General features: G+C 47.6%; 1 pseudogene. It reads right to left on the bottom strand.

Annotated features, from left to right (window positions below):
* Positions 1 to 41: 41 nt before the first annotated feature.
* Positions 42 to 647 (bottom strand): annotated as a pseudogene (locus GOB58_RS12865) (IS6 family transposase).
* Positions 648 to 737: the final 90 nt, after the last annotated feature.

A 737-nucleotide genomic window follows, 5' to 3' on the forward strand; every position in this document is an offset into this window, starting at 1 on the left:
GGCTCTATTTCTGAATTAGAAGAAGCTGATTTGCAGGTTTTTTAGAATGTATAGATCCCAAACTGCCTGTCGATCAGGCGCACTTCTGCCATAATGCCCTCCTGGAACTGGAAGAATTTGGCTTGTCCCTTTTTCAGGGGCTGCATGATTTCAAAACCTTTGATGATCGCATAAGCGGTACTGAGGGTTTTGAAACTACGAACCGGTCTGATCAACTGCCTGAGTTTGCCATGATCCGCCTCGATTACATTGTTCAGGCATTTGACCTGACGGTGTTGCACCGTGTCAGGCAAACTCCCATTCCTTCAGATCGTTTATGGCTTTGCCCAGAAAAAGCCGGGTCACTTTGGCGTTTCGGGTGGGTGAGAGGTCGAAATCAATCGTATCACCGTCCCTGTCGACGGCCTGATACAGATAAGTCCACCTACCTTTCACCCTGATGTCAGTCTCATCAACACGCCAGCTAGAGAAAAGCCCGGGCGTTTCCAATACCACCGAAGGCACTTTTCCATTTCAGGCGCGTAGCGCTGAACACTGCGGTAAATTGTTGAATGATCAACGCTTGCGCCCCGCTCGGCCAACACGGTTTCAAGGTCTCGATAGATGATCGTGTAGCGGTAATAACAATGCACGGCCTTTAAAATCATTCACGACAACCGCTCCACACCAAAACTAAAAGCAATTTCAAGTAAGGATATTAACTGTGCAACAGTCATTTCCTTAATATTGCTTGCAGC

This window comes from Acetobacter thailandicus, assembly GCF_011516655.1.
Lineage (GTDB): Bacteria > Pseudomonadota > Alphaproteobacteria > Acetobacterales > Acetobacteraceae > Acetobacter > Acetobacter thailandicus.